The 15,084-nt window shown below is 61.5% G+C and carries 13 protein-coding genes; 6 read left to right on the top strand and 7 right to left on the bottom strand.

Going from position 1 to position 15,084, the window contains the following annotated elements:
- Positions 1-47: 47 nt before the first annotated feature.
- The 6 genes from lptF (at position 48) to rsmA (ending at position 7,759) form a co-directional block, all read left to right on the top strand.
- Positions 48-1,220, top strand: a complete 1,173-nt coding sequence (gene lptF / locus FKV68_RS06135) for an LPS export ABC transporter permease LptF (protein WP_180940626.1) — start codon at positions 48-50, stop codon at positions 1,218-1,220.
- Complete coding sequence (gene lptG / locus FKV68_RS06130) at positions 1,217-2,299, top strand: LPS export ABC transporter permease LptG (RefSeq protein ID WP_180940625.1); 1,083 nt, start codon at positions 1,217-1,219, stop codon at positions 2,297-2,299. The genes lptF and lptG overlap by 4 nt, the downstream gene beginning before the upstream one ends.
- Positions 2,299-4,647 carry an LPS-assembly protein LptD gene (locus tag FKV68_RS06125; protein ID WP_180940624.1) on the top strand — a complete coding sequence of 783 codons (2,349 nt, stop codon included), beginning with the start codon at positions 2,299-2,301 and terminating at the stop codon, positions 4,645-4,647. Before lptG ends, FKV68_RS06125 begins: the two co-directional genes overlap by 1 nt.
- A gap of 305 nt (positions 4,648-4,952) precedes the next feature.
- Entirely contained in the window at positions 4,953-5,891 is a 939-nt protein-coding gene (locus FKV68_RS06120; RefSeq protein ID WP_180940623.1) for a peptidylprolyl isomerase, read from the top strand.
- 9 nt (positions 5,892-5,900) lie between these two features.
- On the top strand, positions 5,901-6,929 hold the full coding sequence (gene pdxA / locus FKV68_RS06115) for a 4-hydroxythreonine-4-phosphate dehydrogenase PdxA (protein ID WP_180940622.1): 1,029 nt from the start codon (positions 5,901-5,903) through the stop codon (positions 6,927-6,929).
- A complete protein-coding gene (gene rsmA / locus FKV68_RS06110; protein ID WP_180940621.1) occupies positions 6,929-7,759 on the top strand; it encodes a 16S rRNA (adenine(1518)-N(6)/adenine(1519)-N(6))-dimethyltransferase RsmA in 831 nt (276 codons plus the stop codon). The genes pdxA and rsmA overlap by 1 nt, the downstream gene beginning before the upstream one ends.
- Before the next feature lie 37 nt (positions 7,760-7,796).
- Here rsmA and gmk read toward each other — a convergent pair whose 3' ends face one another.
- The 7 genes from gmk to fabD form a co-directional block, all read right to left on the bottom strand.
- On the bottom strand, positions 7,797-8,456 hold the full coding sequence (gmk, locus tag FKV68_RS06105; RefSeq protein ID WP_180940620.1) for a guanylate kinase: 660 nt from the start codon (positions 8,454-8,456) through the stop codon (positions 7,797-7,799).
- Positions 8,457-8,459: 3 nt separating this feature from the next.
- The gene (locus tag FKV68_RS06100; protein ID WP_180940619.1) at positions 8,460-9,347 is read right to left on the bottom strand and encodes a YicC/YloC family endoribonuclease; all 888 of its coding nucleotides are present in this window, start codon (positions 9,345-9,347) and stop codon (positions 8,460-8,462) included.
- Between the two features lie 201 nt (positions 9,348-9,548).
- Complete coding sequence (gene mltG / locus FKV68_RS06095; RefSeq protein WP_180940618.1) at positions 9,549-10,754, bottom strand: endolytic transglycosylase MltG; 1,206 nt, start codon at positions 10,752-10,754, stop codon at positions 9,549-9,551.
- 326 nt (positions 10,755-11,080) lie between these two features.
- On the bottom strand, positions 11,081-12,346 hold the full coding sequence (gene fabF / locus FKV68_RS06090; protein ID WP_180940617.1) for a beta-ketoacyl-ACP synthase II: 1,266 nt from the start codon (positions 12,344-12,346) through the stop codon (positions 11,081-11,083).
- A 218-nt stretch (positions 12,347-12,564) separates the two neighbouring features.
- Positions 12,565-12,801: an acyl carrier protein gene (locus tag FKV68_RS06085; protein ID WP_003531676.1), complete on the bottom strand. Its 237-nt coding sequence runs from the start codon at positions 12,799-12,801 to the stop codon at positions 12,565-12,567.
- Positions 12,802-13,134: 333 nt separating this feature from the next.
- Positions 13,135-13,872, bottom strand: a complete 738-nt coding sequence (gene fabG, locus FKV68_RS06080; protein ID WP_180940616.1) for a 3-oxoacyl-[acyl-carrier-protein] reductase — start codon at positions 13,870-13,872, stop codon at positions 13,135-13,137.
- A gap of 26 nt (positions 13,873-13,898) precedes the next feature.
- Positions 13,899-14,843, bottom strand: a complete 945-nt coding sequence (gene fabD / locus FKV68_RS06075) for an ACP S-malonyltransferase (protein ID WP_180940615.1) — start codon at positions 14,841-14,843, stop codon at positions 13,899-13,901.
- Between the last annotated feature and the right edge of the window lie 241 nt (positions 14,844-15,084).

Genomic DNA, 15,084 nt, shown 5'->3' with positions numbered 1-15,084 from the left:
GGACCGCGGGATGGCAGACTTGAGCAGGATTTGGACCGGATACGGACATGAAGCTGATTGAACGCTACATCTTCCGACGCGCCGCGACCATGTTCCTCGCAACGCTACTGCCGCTGATGGGCATCGTCTGGACGACTCAGGCGCTCACGAACGTGAACCTGGTCACCGACAGCGGTCAGTCGATCTTCGCCTTCCTGAAACTTGCGACGCTGATTCTGCCGTCGGTCGTTCCGATCATACTTCCGTTCGCGCTCGTGATCGGCGTGACGCAGACGCTCAGCGCAATGAATACCGATTCGGAGCTGACGGTGCTGAACGCAGCCGGCAGCTCCCGCATGGCGATTATCCGGCCGGTCATCTATCTTGCCGTCGGATTGAGCGTGCTGTCCTTTGCCATCGACAACTTCGTCGAGCCCTATTCACGTGTCGCGGTGCGCCGAATGATCGCGACAGCCCATGCCGACCTGCTCTCCGCTGTTGTCCAGGAGAACGCCTTCCGCAAGATCACCGATGGGCTTTATGTCCAGGTGGGCGCTCGCCGCAGCGGCGGCGTCCTGCAGGGCATCTTCGTTGCCGATTCGCGCAATCCGAATTTCGAGCTCGTCTATTACGCTCGCGAGGGCGCTGTCGACGAGCAAAGCTCGGCTCTGGTGATGAAGGATGGCGAGGTCCACCGCAAGCTGCCGGATGGCGGCGTCTCCGTCATCAAGTTCGACTCCTATGCCTTCGACCTGACCGACATGACCAAAGCCGTGGGGGAGGCCAACATCCGCGCCAAGGATCGCGACCTTTTCTACCTGCTGAGCCCGGACCCGAACGATCCGGCCTACAAGCGGGCGCCGCTGGCCTTCACGGCGGAACTCCACAAGCGCTTCACGGAATGGACCTATCCGCTGCTGTTCGCCCTTATTGCGCTCGTCGTCAGCAGCGATGCGCGCTCTCACCGCGAGGCGCGCGTGCACCCGATGATCAGCGCGCTCGGAGCGGCGCTTGTGATCCGGTGGATGACGTTTTATGCGGCAAACAGTGCCGAGGATTCCGTCTGGTTCATTCCGCTCATGTATTTCATTCCGCTCGCAGCCGGCGCATTTGCGATCCATCAACTGGTCAGCAATCGCAGGCTCGACATACCGATGACATGGCGGGAAAAACTGTCCGAACTCATGATCCGCCTCCGCTTCATGCGGCCGGCGGGCGCTGATGGGGAACAGGCTTCATGATCCTCAACACGCTCGGACGTTATTTTTTCAAGCGCTACACGATCACGACCTTCTGGTTCCTCGTCGGTATTTTCGCGCTGATCTTCATCATCGATTTCAGCGAACTCGCCAGCCGCATGTCGGCGCTGCCGCACTACACAGTGAGCGGCGCGCTGCTGATGACGACGTTTCGTATTCCGACGATCATGCAGCAAACGGTCCCCTTCATCGCGCTCTTTTCGGCGATGGCCGCATTGATCTCGCTGAACCGCCGCTATGAATTGGTCGTCACGCGGGCGGCCGGCATTTCCGTCTGGCAGTTCCTTCGCCCCTTCGTGCTCGGCGCATTTCTTTTCGGACTGCTCGCCGTCGCTGTGCTCAACCCGCTTGCAGCCTGGGGAACGAAGAAGGCCGAGGCGCTCGAAGCCGAGTGGGGCTCGTCCCGTTCGGCCCAGGCGAATTCGATTCCCTGGCTCCGCCAGATCTACGACGGCACCGATACGATCATCGGTGCGCGCTCCGTGCAGAACGGCGGAACGGAGCTGATCAACGTCACCGTCATCCACTTTGATCCACAGGGTACCATCATCAAGAGGCAGGACGCGAAGTCCGCCAAACTCGAAGATGGTTACTGGCTTCTTAACGACGTTACGGAAACCGGCGGCGGCAAGCTGCCTCGTCGTCAGGAAACGGCACAGATCCCCACCAATCTCAAGGCGGAATTCGTTCAGGAGCGTCTGGCAAAGGCTGATTCCATTCAGTTTTTTGACCTTCCGCGGAAAATCGAGGTCGCCCGATCCTTCGGCTTTTCCACGGCCGGCATGGAAACGCAATTCCACTCCCTGCTCTCTCTGCCGTTGCTGCTCGTAGCGATGACTCTGATCGCCGCATGCGTCTCTTTGAAATTTAGCCGGTTCAACCAATCGCGCTCCGTAATTCTCGGTGGAATCGTCTCAGGCTTCGTGCTTTATGTCGTCACCGTGCTTGTAAAAGCATTCGGGAGCAGCGGTATTGTGCCTCCGTTCGTTGCAGCCTGGTTGCCAGTTGTTGTAGCGATGGCGCTGGGCTCAACGATTCTACTGCATCAGGAGGATGGCTAGTGGCGGCAGGCAACCGCAAACGCATGAAGCTGACCAATGCTGCCCTGCTCGCAGGCGTGGCGTTGCATACACTTGCCATGGGAATGACTGCGCCTGTCCTGGCGCAGGACACATCGGCGCGAATCGATTCGCTGCAGCCGAACATTCCGGCTGACGCAAAGCTGCTGCTGTCGGCCAATGAGCTCATCTACAATCGCGACGCGGAAACTGTCACTGCGCGCGGTAACGTTCAGATCGCATACGGCGGCTACAGGATGGTCGCCCGTCAAGTCACGTACGACCAAAAGTCGGGGCGGATCATCGCGACCGGCGAGATCCAGCTGGTCGAGCCGGACGGCAATATTGTCTATGCTGACAAGATGGACGTCACCGACGACTTCGGCAACGGTTTCGTCCAGGCCCTGCGGATCGAGACGACCGATCTGACGCGACTGGCGGCGGAAAGCGGTGAGCGGCGCAACGGCGAAGAGTTCATTCTCAACAAGGCTGTCTACACCGCCTGCACGCCCTGCAACATCAAGCCGGAGCACCGTTCCCTGTGGCACATCAAGGCGGAGCGTGTAATCCAGAACGGCAGGACGCACACGATTCGGCTGGAACACGCCTATTTCGAGCTCTTCGGCAAGCCGATCGCCTATATTCCGGCAATGGAGATCCCGGACCACACGGTCAAGCGCAAGAGCGGGTTTCTGTTTCCGAAGTTCCGCTATACGCAGAAACTTGGCGCCGGCGTGGGCGTCCCTTACTACTGGGCGATCTCGCCCTATATGGACGCAACGGTCACCGCGACAGGTCTGACGCGGCAAGGGTTCTTGCTCGAGGGCGAGTTCCGTCAATCGTTCCATAACGGTTTGCACACGCTGAACGTAGCCGGCATCAGCCAGCTCGACAGGGACCAGTTCACGCCCGGCACCGTCGATGCCGAGGAAACCAATCGCGGTATGGTGGCGTCGAAGGGCGATTTCCGGATCAATCCGCGCTGGACCTTCGGCTGGAACGTGCTCGTCCAATCGGACGCCAACTTTGCCAAGACCTATGATCTGGAGAGCTTCGACGGCACGACCTATACCAATCAGGCCTATCTGACCGGCCTCGGCAAGCGCAACTACTTCGACCTGCGCGCCTTCTATTTCGACATCCAGGACGCCGACCCCGACAGCATCGAGGAAAATCAGCAGCCTGCCGCTCAGGTCCTCGACTACTCCTACTTCGCGCCGGAGTCCGTGCTGGGCGGCGAGCTCAGCGCAGACGTGAACTTCACGAACGTCAAGCGCAACCGGCTGGACAGCATCAACGTCCTGGGCGTCGAGCGTTTCCGCGGCCTTGAAGGCACCGCGCACCGTCTGACTGCGGACCTCGAATGGAAGCGGACATTCATTGCGCCCGGGGGTCTCGTGTTGACGCCATTGCTGGCGGCACGCGGCGACGCCTTGGGCCTCAACATGGACGACCCGGGCCCCGGCTACACCGGCGACTACACGAATAGCGACGCCGCAACGCGGCGCATGCTGACCGCGGGTCTCGAAGCACGCTACCCGATCCTCTTTGCCGGCGAGAACAGCAGCCACGTGCTGGAGCCGATCGGCCAGATCTATGTCCGGCCGGACGAACAGCATGCCGGCGGACTCCCGAACGAAGACGCGCAGAGCTTCGTCTTCGATGCAACCAACCTTTTCGATCGCGATAAGTTCTCTGGCTTCGATCGTATCGAGGGCGGAACGCGCGCCAACCTTGGCATTCGCTATACCGGAAGTTTCGACAATGGTTACGGCTTGCGCGCGATCGCCGGCCAGTCGTTCCACCTCGGCGGGCTCAACTCCTTCGCAACCGACGATCTCGTCAAGGTCGGAGCGGATTCGGGACTGGAAACCAAGAGTTCGGATTATGTGGCGATGGTCGGCGTCGACGCGCCCTACGGTCTGATGGCAAGTCTCTCCGGGCGGCTCGACGAGAGCGACTTTGCTCTGCGCCGCGCCGACGCCACCGTCGGCTATCTTGGCCTGACATGGCAGGCGGCCCTGACCTATACGCGGATCGAAGCACAGCCGACCTACGGATCGCCCTCCGACCAGGACGAAATCCAGACGGCCGCTGCCTACCGCTTCCAAGATTATTGGTCGGTGTTCGGAGCGTTGACCTATGACATCAACAATGATGTCATTTCCCGCAACGGCTTCGGCATCACCTATGACGATCAGGATACGTTGTTCTCGATTGTCTACACGCAGGAGCGCGATACCGACAGTTCGGTCGCAAACGACTGGTCAATCGGCGCGCGCATCAGCTTCCGGACGCTTGGCGACATCAACGTTGGCGATACCACGTTCAAAGAACTGGACTACTATTGAGGTCCGGGCTCAGGACGCCGTGTCTTCAAATGAACGCGCAAAGGATGCTCCAGCGCTTTGATTCTAGAGCATCCTTTCCGCTTTCAGTGTCCGCTTGAGAGCGGGGTGCGCTAGCCGGAAGCTTCTAACTTTGTCCCGTCGGCTGCGCGCCCCCGAAGACGCATAGCTCGCAAGGATTGATCATGTGGTCTTGTCATCGTTTGGCCGCATGTATTATGCATTTCCTCCAACTGGCACAGGGAAGGCGCTGGCTGGCGGTCCGACGCGGACCACGGGCGGTTGGGGCGCGGGACGGACAAGGAAATATGATGGGCGGGAAATCGATCTTGAGGGTGATGTCGGCGCTGGTGCTTGCCGGCACGCTGAATGTCGCTGTATGCGCGACGGCGCAGGCCGCGAGCGGTGTCAAGGTAATCGTCAACAATGTCGTTATCACTTCGGGCGACATCGCGAAGCGCGTGGCCTTCCTGCGCCTCCAACGCCAAGGCGGCGGCGCAGAGGAGGCGAAGCGGCAACTTATCGACGAAGTCCTGAAGCGCAGCGAGATCGCACGCGTCCAACAGTCGGTCAGCACCCAGGATGTTGACGGCGCGTTCGCGCGATTTGCCGCTGGCAACAAGATGTCGCCTGAGCAACTCGGCAAGATCCTCGACCAGGCCGGCGTCGGCGTCGATCATTTCAAGCAGTTTATCGCTGTCCAGATGAGTTGGCCTCGCGTCGTCAACTTCCGCTACGGCAACGCCAATCGCCTCACCGGCGGCGACCTTGTGAAGCGCATGATGGAAGGTGGCGGCAACAAGCCCGTAACGACGGAATATTTCCTCCAGCAGGTCATTTTCGTCATCCCGGCATCCAAGCGCGGGGCGATTACGGCAAAACGGCAGGCAGAAGCAAACGCTTCGCGATCGCAGTTCCCGGGCTGCGAGACATCCAAGGTCTTTGCCGCCAATTATCGCGATGTCTCGATTCGCAGCCTTGGCCGCGTGCTTGCGCAGCAATTGCCGGAAGATTGGAAGCCGCTCGTCGAAAAGGCTGGCGACGGCATGACGACCGGCACGCGCGTCACCGAAAAAGGTGTCGAATACCTTGCAATCTGCAAGAAGCGTCAGGTCAACGACGACACAGCCGCCGAAATCGTCTTCCGTGCGGAGGACCTCGGCAAGAAGAAAGCCGGCGGCGAAGACCCGAACAGCGAGAAGTACCTCGAAGAGTTGCGCGAAAAGGCGCAGATCATCAACAAGTAACGGGCGGCCATGAACAAGACGAGCGGCAGGCCGATCGCCCTGACAATGGGCGACCCGGCCGGTATTGGCCCGGACATCAGCCTGGCCGTGTGGGCGAGGCGCGAGACGCGGCCGACGCCGCCTTTCGTCCTTATTGGCGACCCTGCGGTGCTTTCGGCCCGCGCAAAGGCGCTCGGCCAGGCGGTGCGGATAACGGAAACCGATTGCCTCGGTGCCTGCCCGGCTTTCCTGGACGCCTTGCCGGTATTACCGGTGCGCTGCGCGGCTCCGGTCGTCGCGGGCCGGCCTGATGTGGCCAACGCCTCCGCCGTCATCGCCGCGATCGATACCGCCGTGCGGCTCGCCATGGCCGGCGAAGCAACGGCGGTAGCCACCAACCCGATTGCGAAGGCTGTGCTCTACGAGGCCGGCTTCCGCTTTCCTGGTCACACCGAATACCTCGCGCATCTCGCGGAGAAAGCAACCGGGACCCCCGCCCTGCCGGTGATGATGCTGGCCGGACCGAAGCTGCGCGCCGTTCCCGTGACGATCCATATTCCGCTCAAGGACGTTCCCGGCGCGCTGACGCAGGAACTCATCCACCAGACCTGCGCGACAACCGCTGCCGATCTCAAGAACCGTTTCGGTCTGTCGCGGCCGCGCCTTGCTGTTGCCGGTCTCAACCCGCATGCGGGCGAAGGCGGTGCGCTCGGCCTCGAGGACGATGCACTCATCCGCCCCGTCATTAACCGGCTCCGCGCCGAGGGCTTGGATGTCGTTGGCCCGCTCCCGGCCGATACCATGTTCCACGATCGTGCAAGGGAGACCTACGACGCCGCGATCTGCATGTATCATGATCAGGCACTAATACCGGCAAAGGCGCTCGGCTTCGACGACAGCGTGAATGTCACGCTCGGGCTGCCCTTCATCAGAACGTCGCCGGACCACGGCACCGCTTTCGGCATCGCCGGACAAGGCATCGCGCGCGAAGACAGCCTGCTGGCGGCGCTTCACCTTGCCGCCGAGCTCGCCGCCAACACGGAAGGGACGCATCGCTGATGGCGGCGCTCGACGGTCTGCCGCCGCTCAGAGATGTCATCCAGCGTCACGGTCTCGATGCGAAGAAGGCGCTCGGTCAGAATTTCCTGCTGGACCTCAATCTCACCCAGAAGATCGCCCGCACGGCCGGTCCGCTCGACGACGCGACCGTCATCGAAGTCGGCCCGGGCCCGGGTGGCCTAACCAGGGCGATCCTGGCACTGGGCGCCAAGAAGGTCGTCGCGGTCGAACGCGACGCCCGCTGCCTGCCGGCGCTCGCCGAAATCGCCGCCCATTACCCTGGACGGCTCGATGTGATCGAGGCCGACGCACTGAAGGTGCCTTTCAAAACGCTCGCCGACGGTCCGGTGCGCATCATCGCCAATCTGCCCTACAACGTCGGCACGCAGCTTCTCGTCAACTGGCTGCTGCCGGAGCAATGGCCGCCGTTCTGGCAGTCGATGACGTTGATGTTCCAGCGCGAGGTCGGTCTGCGGATCGTGGCGGGTGCCGACGACGATCACTATGGCCGGCTCGGCGTTCTGTGCGGCTGGCGAACGAAGGCGCGCATGGCTTTCGACGTCTCGCCGCAAGCCTTCACCCCCCCGCCCAAGGTCACCTCGTCGGTCGTCCATCTGGAGCCGATTGCCGATCCGATCCCGTGCTCTGTCTCCACGCTTGAGAAAGTGACGCAGGCCGCCTTCGGCCAGCGCCGCAAAATGCTGCGCCAGAGCCTGAAAAGCCTGGGTGGTGAGGCGCTGCTGGCAAGGGCGGACATCGATCCCCAAAGACGCGCGGAAACGCTGACGGTCGAGGAATTCTGCCGATTGGCGAATTGCCTCAGCGGTTAGCTGTCCGGTTCAGTGAGACGCGCCCCGCCCCGCTCGATTAAAAGGGGTTTTCCGTCAGCAGGCCGTTGACGAACTCGAACAGGCCGGGACGGCGGTCACGGCGCAGGCGTTCGGCGTCCACGATTGCACGGACCGCAGAGAACGCCCGATCGAGATCGTCGTTGACGACGATATAGTCGTATTCACGCCAATGTTCGATCTCCGCGCGTGAATTGGCGAGCCTAGTCGCAATCACTTCCTCGCTGTCCTCGGCGCGCCGATGCAGCCGTGACTGCAACTCGGCCATGGATGGCGGCAGAATGAAGATCGAGACGACATCACCGCCCATTTTTTCCTGCAATTGCTGGGCGCCCTGCCAATCGATGTCGAAGAGCATGTCGCGACCTTCGGCCATCGCCGTCTCGACGGCATCACGCGGGGTTCCATAGAAGTTACCGTGCACCTCCGCCCATTCGAGGAGCGAGTCCGTCGCTCGCAGCGCCTCGAATTCGCGGATCGACTTGAAAAAATAATGCCGTCCCTCGATTTCGCTCGGCCGCCGCGAGCGCGTCGTCACGCTCACCGAGATGCTGAGTTCCGGATCGGCCTCGAGAAGGTTGCGGGCGATCGTCGACTTCCCCGCGCCCGACGGCGACGAAATCACGAGCATCAACCCACGGCGGGGGATCTTGATGGGCGAAGCGGTCGCCGGTTTCATGTCTTACTCCAGATTCTGAACCTGCTCGCGAAACTGATCGATCACGACCTTCAACTCGATTCCGGCGGCCGAAACCGCGGCGGCATTCGATTTCGAACAGATCGTATTCGATTCGCGGTTAAATTCCTGTGCAAGGAAATCCAGCTTGCGGCCGACAGGGCCGCCCTTTGCGAGAAGATCGCGAGCAGCGGCGACATGCGAACCGAGGCGGTCGATTTCCTCTCTGAGGTCCGCCTTCGTGGCAAGCAACGCAACCTCCGCATGCAGTCTTTCGCGGTCGAGGGAGGACACACCCTCCATCAAAAGCGCCACTTGCTGCGCCAGCCGTTCGGCGATCGCGGAAGGGCTCCGGGACGGGTCCCTCTCCACGCCGACCGTCAGTCGCTCGATGCGATCCACATGCGCAAGCAGGATCTGGCCGAGCGCCGCCCCCTCCTCTTCGCGCATGGACCGCAGGTCCCCAAGGGCGAGCCCCAAGCCGGAGAGGATATCGGCGTCGCGTGCGGCGCGCTCGCTTTCGCTTTCTTCCGGCTCCCGAAAGTCGACGATGCCGCGGATCGAGAGCAGCGTATCGAACTTCAGCGGCGCGGGATCGACGAGATCGCCAAGCTGCTCTCGAAGCCTCAATACGGCGGACAATGCACCCTGGTTGACGACGGCCTCGACGGCGGCCTCGCCACCGCTGACGTTGAGGCCGATCTGTAGATTGCCGCGGGCGAAATATTCCGAGGCAAGGCGCCGGCAGTCGGGCTCGAAGCGTTCAAGACCCTGTGGCAAGCGAAGGCGAATATCGAGCCCCTTGCCGTTAACCGACCGCAGTTCCCAGGCCCAGCGATGGCGTCCGCTGCTGCCTTCTCTCCTCGCAAAGCCAGTCATCGATTGGAGCGGCATCATTACCTCCGTCCGCTGCTGCATGTTTCCCGGAATCGGCGCCGATTTGAGGATGAAACGATGCAGCGTTTCAAAGTGCGACGGCGACCCTTATGCGTCTGAAGGACGCACGGCATTGCAGTCGCAAAAGCAATAGGGCGACGGCGCGGCATCCCGCAAGGGATATCCGCGCCGCACCCTGCCCGTCCACAATAAGGCCTGTTACTGCACCTCGGCCGGTGTCACCGTCGGCTCGGCGGTTTTGGCCGCCTCTGCGGCCTTGGCAGCCTCCGCCGCCTTTTCGGCTTCAAGCTTTCTCCACCGCCTGACGTTTGCGTTGTGTTCGTCCAGCGTCGCGGCAAAGACATGGCCGCCCGTTCCGTCCGCCACGAAATAAAGCTCCGGCGTGCGCGAAGGATTGGCGACGGCTTCAAGTGCCGCGCGGCCTGGATTGGCGATCGGGGTCGGCGGCAAGCCCTTGATAAGATAGGTGTTGTAAGGCGTTTCCTTATCAAGGTCCGACTTCAGAATTGCCCGGTCCGCCGGCTTCCCCTCTCCACCGAAGATGCCATAGATGATGGTCGGGTCGGATTGCAGCCGCATGCCCTTTTCGAGGCGATTGATAAAGACCGATGCCACGCGCGGCCGCTCGTCCGCGCGGCCGGTTTCCTTTTCGACGATCGAGGCGAGCGTCACGAACTCCTCGACGGTCGAGACCGGAAGGTCGGGGTCGCGCATTTCCCAGATCTGATCGACCAAAGCCTTCTGTGCTGCGATCATCTGCTGAACGATCTCGGCACGCTTGGTGCCGCGGGTGAATTTGTAGGTGTCCGGCTTGAGCGTGCCCTCCGACGGCACATCCTGTGGCAAGTCGCCGACCAGCACCGGATCGTTGGCGAGCTTGTTGAACATCTGCTTGACCGTCAGTCCCTCCGGAAGCGAAACGGCGTACAGGATCGACTTGCCGGACTTCAGCAGTTGCATGATTTCCTGCATCGACGATCCGGCCTTGATCTCGTATTCACCCGCCTTCAGCGTTTCGTTGTCGAGATAGGCTTCAGACACGAAACGGAACACGCGGCCGTCGGTGATGATGTTGTTGCGCTCAAGGCCGCTCGCAATTTCGCTGATGCCCGCGCCATTGCGAACAATGAAATTCTTGTTGGCTTCCAGGGGGCCGGGCTTTTCGTATTCGTGCATCGCATAGTAGACCGCGCCGGCGGCTGCGAGCGCCACGAAGACGATGACTGTCATCACGAAATTGAGAAAGATCACGACCTGGCTGCGCGCCTTGCGCGAACGCTTGGGCGGTTGCGGAACCTTTTCGGGGCGCAGGGCCTCGCTTGCCGATTTCGGGATGATCGGCCCGTTGCTCCCGGTTTCATTGCGGCCGAACTGTGCCGCGCTGTTGTCGCTTGAGTCGCTCACGATTATCCCGAATCCGAAATTCGCAACTTCAATCGAGCTGCCGCCGATGCGAATTTCGGCTAAGACCGACGGCAAGCTGAATGTGTCAGAGCAATGGATATTCTACAAATTGTCAGAAATGCCTTGCGCGAACATAGTCTCGGCGTCGCCGCCCGGCGGCGGCGAATCCTCCGATTACAGCTTGTAGCGAGCAATGCGGCAAAAAGCAGGATCACAAGCCGGTGTTTGAACCGCACCGGAGGTCGGAAGCGGTTTTCCGACACGGTGACGATCCTCGGTAGAATCAGCCGAGAATCGCCGTGATCGATCGCGTCGTGTGGCCGGTCTTAGTTGCCGTTATAGCGGCGCAGCACCAGCGAGGCATTCGTGCCACCGAAGCCGAAGGAGTTCGACAGCGCGACGTTGATCTCCCGCTTGCGCGCGACATGCGGCACCAGGTCGATCTTCGTCTCGACGGATGGATTATCGAGGTTGAGAGTGGGCGGAGCGATGTTGTCGCGAATCGCCAGCGCCGAGAAGATCGCCTCGATCGCGCCCGCTGCGCCGAGCAGGTGCCCGATTGCCGACTTGGTCGAGGACATGGATATCTTGGACGCGCTGTTGCCGACCAGCCGCTCGACCGCGCCGAGCTCGATCGTATCGGCCATCGTCGAGGTGCCGTGGGCATTGATATAGTCGACGTCGTCGGCCATCAGACCGGCGCGCTTCAGTGCCATCTGCATGCAACGGTAAGCGCCGTCGCCGTCCTCCGACGGAGCGGTGATGTGGAAGGCGTCGCCGGAAAGACCGTAGCCGACGATTTCGGCATAGATCTTGGCGCCGCGTGCCTTCGCATGCTCGAGCTCTTCGAGGATGACGACGCCTGCACCTTCACCCATGACGAAACCGTCGCGATCGGCGTCATAGGGGCGCGACGCCTTTTCCGGGTTGTCGTTGTGCTGGGTCGAAAGCGCCTTGCAGGCGGCGAAACCTGCGAGCGAGATGCGGCAGATCGGCGATTCCGTGCCACCCGCCACCATCACATCGGCATCGCCGAGCGCGATCAGCCGGCTCGCGTCGCCGATCGCGTGCGCGCCCGTCGAGCAGGCCGTCACGACCGAATGGTTTGGGCCACGCAGTTTGTGGCGAATGGAGACCTGGCCCGACGCGAGATTGATCAGGCGGCCGGGAATGAAGAACGGAGAAATACGACGCGGCCCCTTGTCGCGCAGCGTATAGCCCGCATCGACGATGCCCTCGAGACCACCGATGCCGGAGCCGATCAGCACCCCGGTCGCAATCTGGTCCTCATCGCTTTCCGGCTTCCAGCCGGCATCGGCCAGGGCCATGTCGGCAGCGGCCATCGCGTAAACGATGAAGGGATCGACCTTGCGCTGCTCCTTCGGCTCCATCCAGTCGTCAGCATTGAAGGTGCCGTCCGAGCCGTCGCCGAAAGGAATACGGCAGGCGATCTTGGCAGGAAGATCCTCAACCTCGAATTCGGTGACCTTGCGCGCAGCGTTCTGGCCCGCGATAAGACGCGACCAGCTGACTTCGGTTCCGCAACCCAAAGGAGATACCATGCCGGTACCGGTGATAACGACACGTCTCATAAACCGTGACCCACCCTGACTGTTCAGTTCCAGAGCCGGACCGGACCACGCGTGACGACCCCGATCCGTGCATCCATTGTAAATTTCGCATGTGACGATCAGAGGGAAAGACGGGAACGCTTTGCTGATCGAGACCCGCGGTCGACGCAGGTCAGCCACTTCCCCTGGGCTGGTACGGGCCGCAACAAGCGGCCCGTCAACGGCCTGGACCGTAAGGATCAGGCCTGAGCCTTCTCGATGAACTTCACGGCATCGCCGACGGTCAGGATCGAATCTGCCGCGTCGTCCGGGATCTCGACACCGAATTCTTCTTCGAATGCCATGACCAGTTCGACGGTGTCGAGCGAGTCCGCGCCGAGGTCATCGATGAAGCTTGCGCCTTCGCTGACCTTTTCGGCGTCGACGCCAAGATGATCAATAACAATTTTCTTCACGCGTTCTGCGATATCGCTCATGTCGGAGTTCCTCGACCTTCGTTTCTCTGCGGCGCCATTCTTGGCGCCGTCATTTTCAATCAAGCCTGATAGACCAAGATGGTCCGCCGGGCAATCCATCCAACCGAACCCGCGGAAAACCCAAGGCAGCAAGGGCTGCCGGACACCTAGCCGGACCGGTCGACTGCGCACAGTCATGGCCCGATTAACACGGTTTAAGTCTGCCGCAAAGGGCGAAAATGCCCGACATTCGCTTGGTCAACATTGAATTTCAGGCATTTGGCACCGACCGGTGAAGGCGGCGAGCCAAGCGTCAGCGACGGGTCACACGCGCCGTTCTTCGCCGGTGTCGGATCAGATCATCGCCATGCCGCCATTGACGTGAATGGTCTGGCCGGTGACGTAGCCCGCTTCGTTCGAAGCAAGATATGCAACGGCGGATGCGACCTCTGCACCCGAGCCCATGCGCCGCATCGGGATAGCACCCATGATGCTTTCCTTCTGCTTGTCATTGAGCTTACCGGTCATCGCACTTTCGATGAAGCCCGGAGCGACGCAGTTGACGGTAACATTGCGGGTGGCGATTTCCTGCGCAAGCGACTTGGAGAAGCCGATCATGCCGGCCTTCGAGGCACAATAATTGGCCTGGCCAGGGTTTCCGGTGACGCCGACGACGGAGGTGATGTTGACGATGCGGCCGAAGCGGCGGCGCATCATCGGATGCGTGAGCTCGCGGGTCAGGCGGAAGACGGCCGTGAGGTTGACCTCGATGACGTTGTCCCAGTCTTCATCGCTCATGCGGACGAAAAGGCCGTCCTTGGTGATGCCGGCATTGTTGACGAGGATATCGACCCCGCCGAGTTCAGCCTCCGCCTTCTCGCCAAGCGCCTTGACCTCGGCGCGATCGGAAAGGTTGGCGGGGAAGATCTGGACGCGCTCGCCAAGCGTGTTGGCAAGTGCTTCGAGCTTTTCGACACGGGTGCCGTGCAGGCCGACAACAGCGCCCTGTGCGTGCAGGATGCGGGCGATTTCCTCGCCGATGCCGCCGGATGCGCCGGTGACGAGAGCCTTGCGGCCCGAAAGATCAAACATGGGCTTGTTCCTTATAACTGGAGCGCTCAGGCCAGAAGGGCGGCGAGCGCCGTGTCGATATCGGCGGGTGTATTGACGGCGATGCCGTTGACAGTCTTGTCGATCCGTCGGGCAAGTCCCGTCAGCACCTTGCCCGAGCCGACTTCATAAAGCGTCGTGACATTGTTGGCCGCGAACCATTCGACCGTCTCGCGCCAACGTACCTGGCCGGTCACTTGCTCGACGAGCAACCGGACGATCTCGCCGGCATCGTTCACCGGAGCTGCCAGGACATTCGCCACGAGCGGAATGGAAGGATCGCGTTTCTCGACCGTGGCGAGTGCATCGCGCATGGCGTCGGCGGCGGGCGCCATCAGCGAGGAGTGGAAAGGTGCGGAGACCGGCAGCATCAGCGCGCGTTTGGCGCCCTTTTCGGAGGCGAGCGCGGCCGCCTTCTCCACAGCCTGTTTCTCGCCCGAGATCACCAGCTGCCCGCCGCCGTTGTCGTTGGCGATCTGGCAGGAGCCGAGCGACGATGCTTCGTGGCAAACCGTTTCCACATCGGCATGTTCCAGGCCGATGATGGCTGCCATCGCCCCTTTGCCGACGGGAACGGCCGCCTGCATCGCATTGCCGCGAATGCGCAGGAGCCGCGCCGTATCGGCGAGCGAAAACGCTCCGGCAGCGCAAAGTGCGGAATATTCGCCGAGCGAATGGCCGGCAACAAAAGAAACCTTGTTCTTGAGATTGAGCCCCCTCGCCTCAAGCACGCGGATCACAGCCATGGAGACGGCCATCAGCGCCGGTTGCGCGTTTGCCGTCAGCGTCAGCGTTTCCTCCGGCCCGTTCCACATGACGTCCGACAGCTTTTCGCCGAGCGCTTCATCGACTTCGGCAAATACGGCTGCAGCCTCCGGAAAGGCGTCCGCCAGATCCTTGCCCATGCCGACAGCCTGACTGCCCTGCCCGGGGAACGTGAATGCAATGCTCATGGGATGCCCTTCCCTGGATCACGAAACGATTGCAGCGAAGCCCAATTCTCGCGGTCGTTTCTCACACATTAGAACGGATGCCGGCACTCACGCCTCATATTGCTCATCCGTGCCAGTTTTTCCTCTCCATTCACATTCCTGAACAGCGAGTCAAGCGCAGAGGCTGACCTTCGTGATTCCCGGCGGGCTTTTGCCCTTGATCTTCGTCAATCAAGGCGTAAGTTTGCCGCGCATTGCTGCC

It is taken from the genome of Sinorhizobium mexicanum, assembly GCF_013488225.1.
Lineage (GTDB): Bacteria > Pseudomonadota > Alphaproteobacteria > Rhizobiales > Rhizobiaceae > Sinorhizobium > Sinorhizobium mexicanum.
Note: the sequence above shows the minus strand (reverse complement) of the source record. Positions and strands in the feature narration are given on the sequence as shown.

Excerpts from the sequence above, each read along its gene's own strand:
- fabD (WP_180940615.1), bottom strand. The coding sequence starts at position 14,843 with ATGAGCATTGCATTCACGTTCCCCGGGCAGGGCAGTCAGGCTGTCGGC.
- FKV68_RS06085 (WP_003531676.1), bottom strand. The coding sequence starts at position 12,801 with ATGAGCGATATCGCAGAACGCGTGAAGAAAATTGTTATTGATCATCTT.
- lptF (WP_180940626.1), top strand. The coding sequence starts at position 48 with ATGAAGCTGATTGAACGCTACATCTTCCGACGCGCCGCGACCATGTTC.
- FKV68_RS06100 (WP_180940619.1), bottom strand. The coding sequence starts at position 9,347 with ATGCCGCTCCAATCGATGACTGGCTTTGCGAGGAGAGAAGGCAGCAGC.
- FKV68_RS06120 (WP_180940623.1), top strand. The coding sequence starts at position 4,953 with ATGATGGGCGGGAAATCGATCTTGAGGGTGATGTCGGCGCTGGTGCTT.
- rsmA (WP_180940621.1), top strand. The coding sequence starts at position 6,929 with ATGGCGGCGCTCGACGGTCTGCCGCCGCTCAGAGATGTCATCCAGCGT.
- pdxA (WP_180940622.1), top strand. The coding sequence starts at position 5,901 with ATGAACAAGACGAGCGGCAGGCCGATCGCCCTGACAATGGGCGACCCG.
- fabG (WP_180940616.1), bottom strand. The coding sequence starts at position 13,872 with ATGTTTGATCTTTCGGGCCGCAAGGCTCTCGTCACCGGCGCATCCGGC.
- gmk (WP_180940620.1), bottom strand. The coding sequence starts at position 8,456 with ATGAAACCGGCGACCGCTTCGCCCATCAAGATCCCCCGCCGTGGGTTG.
- fabF (WP_180940617.1), bottom strand. The coding sequence starts at position 12,346 with ATGAGACGTGTCGTTATCACCGGTACCGGCATGGTATCTCCTTTGGGT.
- lptG (WP_180940625.1), top strand. The coding sequence starts at position 1,217 with ATGATCCTCAACACGCTCGGACGTTATTTTTTCAAGCGCTACACGATC.